This window comes from Mesorhizobium sp. M2A.F.Ca.ET.039.01.1.1, from assembly GCF_003998035.1.
Taxonomy (GTDB): Bacteria; Pseudomonadota; Alphaproteobacteria; order Rhizobiales; family Rhizobiaceae; genus Mesorhizobium.
On the sequence record NZ_RZRY01000660.1, the window covers coordinates 1 to 3,461 of the forward strand.

Genomic DNA, 3,461 nt, shown 5'->3' on the forward strand with positions numbered 1-3,461 from the left:
ATGCAGCGAGAGCTTGTCGGCCGGCCAGAGGTCATCGCAATCCAGGAAGCCGATGAACTCGCCGCCGGCGATCCTCAGGCCGACATTTCGCGCGGGTCCCGGGCCGCGCCGCGGCCCGTCGAGGACGCGGATCGCCGGGAAACGCGAAGCCAGGGTCTCGACGATCTCGCGCGAGCGGTCGGTCGAGCCGTCGTCGACAACCAGGATTTCCTGCACCGGCCACGCTTGGTCGAGTATGGTTTTCAGGGCGTCGGCGATGTATTTCTCGCCGTTTCGCACCGGCATGATGACGCTGATCGTTGGGCTGTCGCTCATGCTCTGAGTTCCCGCACGAACCCTCGCAGCACGGTTGCCGCCTCCATCGGATCGTTGCCGATCAGGAACTCGTGGCATGGAAGCGAGCGCGACAGGCTGGCGGCCTGCTGGAATATCTCGTTATGGCCGGTCCGCAAGATCTTCGACGTGCTTGGCGAGAGCGCACGGATCATATCGAACCGTGAAGCGGAACGGATTGTCGAAGCATCCTCGCCGGTGAGCTTGCAGGAGACAAGAGCTTTCACCGCGATTTGCGGGACCAGCGCATCCGGTATCGTCGTGCTGATCGGGACGAGCGCCTTTTCCCCCGGGCGACGGTCCCGGTTCACTGCTTGCGCGGCAAGCCCGCTGAAGAGGATCTCCGCCATCCCGGTGAGTTTCATGGTGTCGAAGAGCGAGTGGCTTCGCCAGTCTGCCCCAGACTGCGACACCAGCACAATATCATCGCCCGTGGTCTGCATCCCCGCGGAAATTGCGGCAGCCGTCAGCGTCGATTTGCCGGAACCTCCCGGACCGGCGAGCATCACGCCCACGCCATCTTCGCCGACAACGGCGGAATGAAGCATCGCGTGCCCCGTGGCCAACGCGCCCCAATGGATGTGGTGGCGCAGCGGAGACCCGTATTCCCAGACCGGCAGCCGGGCAGCGGCTCCCACCCAATAGACGCCGGTGCCGGCGGACAGGTCGTGCAGATGCCAGATTCCGCGGCTCTCGTCGGATACGATTGCGACGCCGGCCTCGCTGTCCCATACGGTCCGGGTGACGGCATCGGCCTCGTCGGCTTCAAAGGGCCATTCGGCGGGCGGAGCCGGAAAGCCGTCGTCCTCATGCGAGACGGCATAGACAGTGATCGAGCGGTCTTCCGCAGTGGCTCCCGTTGTTTGCGCATGACGCAGAACCGGCAGGATGACCGGATCGAGCGCGGTTCCGCATGTGCGCAGCCGCAGCGTCAACCCGCCAAGGCGAAAGCGATGCTCAGCGCCGGATTCGTACCACCGGAAACTCGCGTCGGCAATGACGCGGCGGACGAATGCTGCAGGCGCCGTACGGGGATCGACGGCGGCTCGGACCATTCGGATCAGCTGTCCCCCAGCTCCCGCCGCAGCGGCCATCCACCGCCCGGATCCACGTCATGGATGGGGTCGAGGACAATCAGCTCCTGCAAGTCCGTGTGAATCTCCAGCTCCGGCCTCATGAAGGATGCGCGGCTGGAAATGTCGGGCAGCTTGGGCAATTCGATCGGCGAGGCCGGCAGAAGTATGCCTTCCTCCGCGAGGAGGTCGAGGAAGCCTCGCACCGAGGCAATGTCATCGTCGTCCAAGTCGGGATAACCCGTCCTCAACGCCGTCTCGATCATGGTGGGATCGACAGGCTTACGCAACATCTCCCAGATGAGCTGCGCGCTCCCCTTCATGCCGTAATACTTGCCGGTCGCAAAGTTCACCGCGACGACTTCACCGTCGAAGATCTCGCTCGACAAATTTGTTTCGTCTAAGACGACGCCCAACATCATTCCGCCCTTTGCCCCTAAATGGCGGGGTGATACACCAAGGGGCCGCGTGGGGGAAGTGTTCCTTGGTCAAAGATTTGCAGCGCTTCATTCGAAGCAACCCAACTGAATTCGCAGATTGGCTGAGGAACGCCGTGGCGCAAAAGCGGAGTCTTCAATGGAATTCCACACCCGGCCGAGCGGCCGTCGCGCATGGTCGTGAGCCGGCATGAGAGAGCTGAACCGTGAAAAGGACCGCCATTCCCCCGGGAGCGGTGACGGCTTCTGCGTCATGCCGTGGATTAATCTGCATGTCGCGACCGATGGCGCGATCTCGCCTTGCTGCGAGTTCGACGGATCAATAGGCCACGTGCGGAAAGAAGGCCTGAAGGGAGCCTGGAGCAGCGAGGCGCTGCAGCAGATACGACATCGGTTTGCACGGCAGGAACCGGTTGGGCAGTGCTGGAAATGTTTCGACCGTGACGAAAGAGAGGGGGACAGCCTGCGCCAGCAGATGAATCGCCAGTTCAGCGCATGGCACCGGCGGCTTGCGTCCGCGGATGAACCCTTCGCGGCCGCGCCGGCATCGCCGGCGGCGCTCGATGTCAGGTTCTCGAACCTGTGCAATTTCAAGTGCCGAAGCTGCTGGCACGGCGCCAGTTCGAAGTGGTTCACCGATGGCCGCGCCATCGGCGTCACCGCGGGTGACAAAGCCGAGATCAAGAGCTTCGCCTCGGCCACCGAGATGATGGACCAGATGTCGGGCTGGATCGACAATATCGAGTCGATCTACTTCGCTGGCGGCGAACCGCTTTTGACGGAAGAGCACTATCGGTTGCTGGATGCTCTGATCGAGGCAGGACGAACCCATGTCAGCCTGCGCTATAATACGAACATGTCCGTCACGGGCTTGGGCGGAAGATCGATATTCCAGCTGTGGAACGCATTTGAGAATGTCAGTGTCCAAGCAAGTGTCGACGACACTGGTGCCCGCGGTGCCCTTATTCGGCACGGTTTCGACTGGCCGCTATTCGTCGACAACATCATCCGGCTGCGACGGGAATGTCCGGGCGTGGACTTGGAGTTCGGCATAACCGTTTCCGCTTTGAACGTCAGCACTTTGGTCGAGCTTCTGGATGCCTTGCGGCACGAGTGCGAGGCCAGGGCATCCGAGATCCACATGCACTCTCTGCAAGAGCCGAAATTCATGCGCACGCAGGTGCTTCCGCAGAGGCAAAAAAGCAAGATCGAGCAAAAGTTGCGTTCCTTCCTGGCGCAGTCGGAACCAGGCGCCGGTGCCGAACAAATGCAACGCTACGTGAATGGCGTCATTGGCTATATGCGGTCAGAGGATCTGGCGTCCGAGCTGCCAAGGCTGGCAAAGCGCATGGACGCTCTTGACCGGCTGAGATCCGAATCGACGTCGAATGTCCTGACGGAAATTGGTCCGATTCTGGTATCGGCGCACGGTTTGTCCGGTACCGCGAGACGCTTCATCTCAGCAGCGCGCCGTGCCGCGGCCAGCTTCTGGCGACGAACGGCGCGTTGATCGGGGCGTTTATTCCGCAGCCTGCGCCTGTGACGGCAGTCCGAGCCACCCCCTGCAATCGGCCAGCGCTCTCGCCGTGATCGCATGACGTTTGGCGACGGTCTTGTC

The 3,461-nt window shown here is 62.1% G+C and carries 4 protein-coding genes; 1 reads left to right on the forward strand and 3 read right to left on the reverse strand.

The window, feature by feature from the left end; translation table 11 throughout:
* The 3 genes from EOA24_RS31320 to EOA24_RS31330 all read right to left on the reverse strand — a co-directional run.
* Nucleotides 1-315 (reverse strand): glycosyltransferase family A protein (locus EOA24_RS31320; protein ID WP_189354383.1); only part of this gene is annotated, 315 nt, incomplete at its 3' end.
* Entirely contained in the window at nucleotides 312-1,427 is a 1,116-nt protein-coding gene (locus tag EOA24_RS31325) for a hypothetical protein (protein ID WP_127410458.1), read from the reverse strand. The genes EOA24_RS31320 and EOA24_RS31325, both read right to left, overlap by 4 nt.
* Complete coding sequence (locus EOA24_RS31330) at nucleotides 1,394-1,828, reverse strand: PqqD family protein (protein ID WP_126082307.1); 435 nt, start codon at nucleotides 1,826-1,828, stop codon at nucleotides 1,394-1,396. Before EOA24_RS31330 ends, EOA24_RS31325 begins: the two co-directional genes overlap by 34 nt.
* Before the next feature lie 205 nt (nucleotides 1,829-2,033).
* On the opposite strand from EOA24_RS31330, the gene EOA24_RS31335 reads away from it, so the two are divergent.
* Nucleotides 2,034-3,353, forward strand: coding sequence for a twitch domain-containing radical SAM protein (locus tag EOA24_RS31335; RefSeq protein WP_126082308.1), 1,320 nt, complete (start codon nucleotides 2,034-2,036; stop codon nucleotides 3,351-3,353).
* Nucleotides 3,354-3,461: the final 108 nt, after the last annotated feature.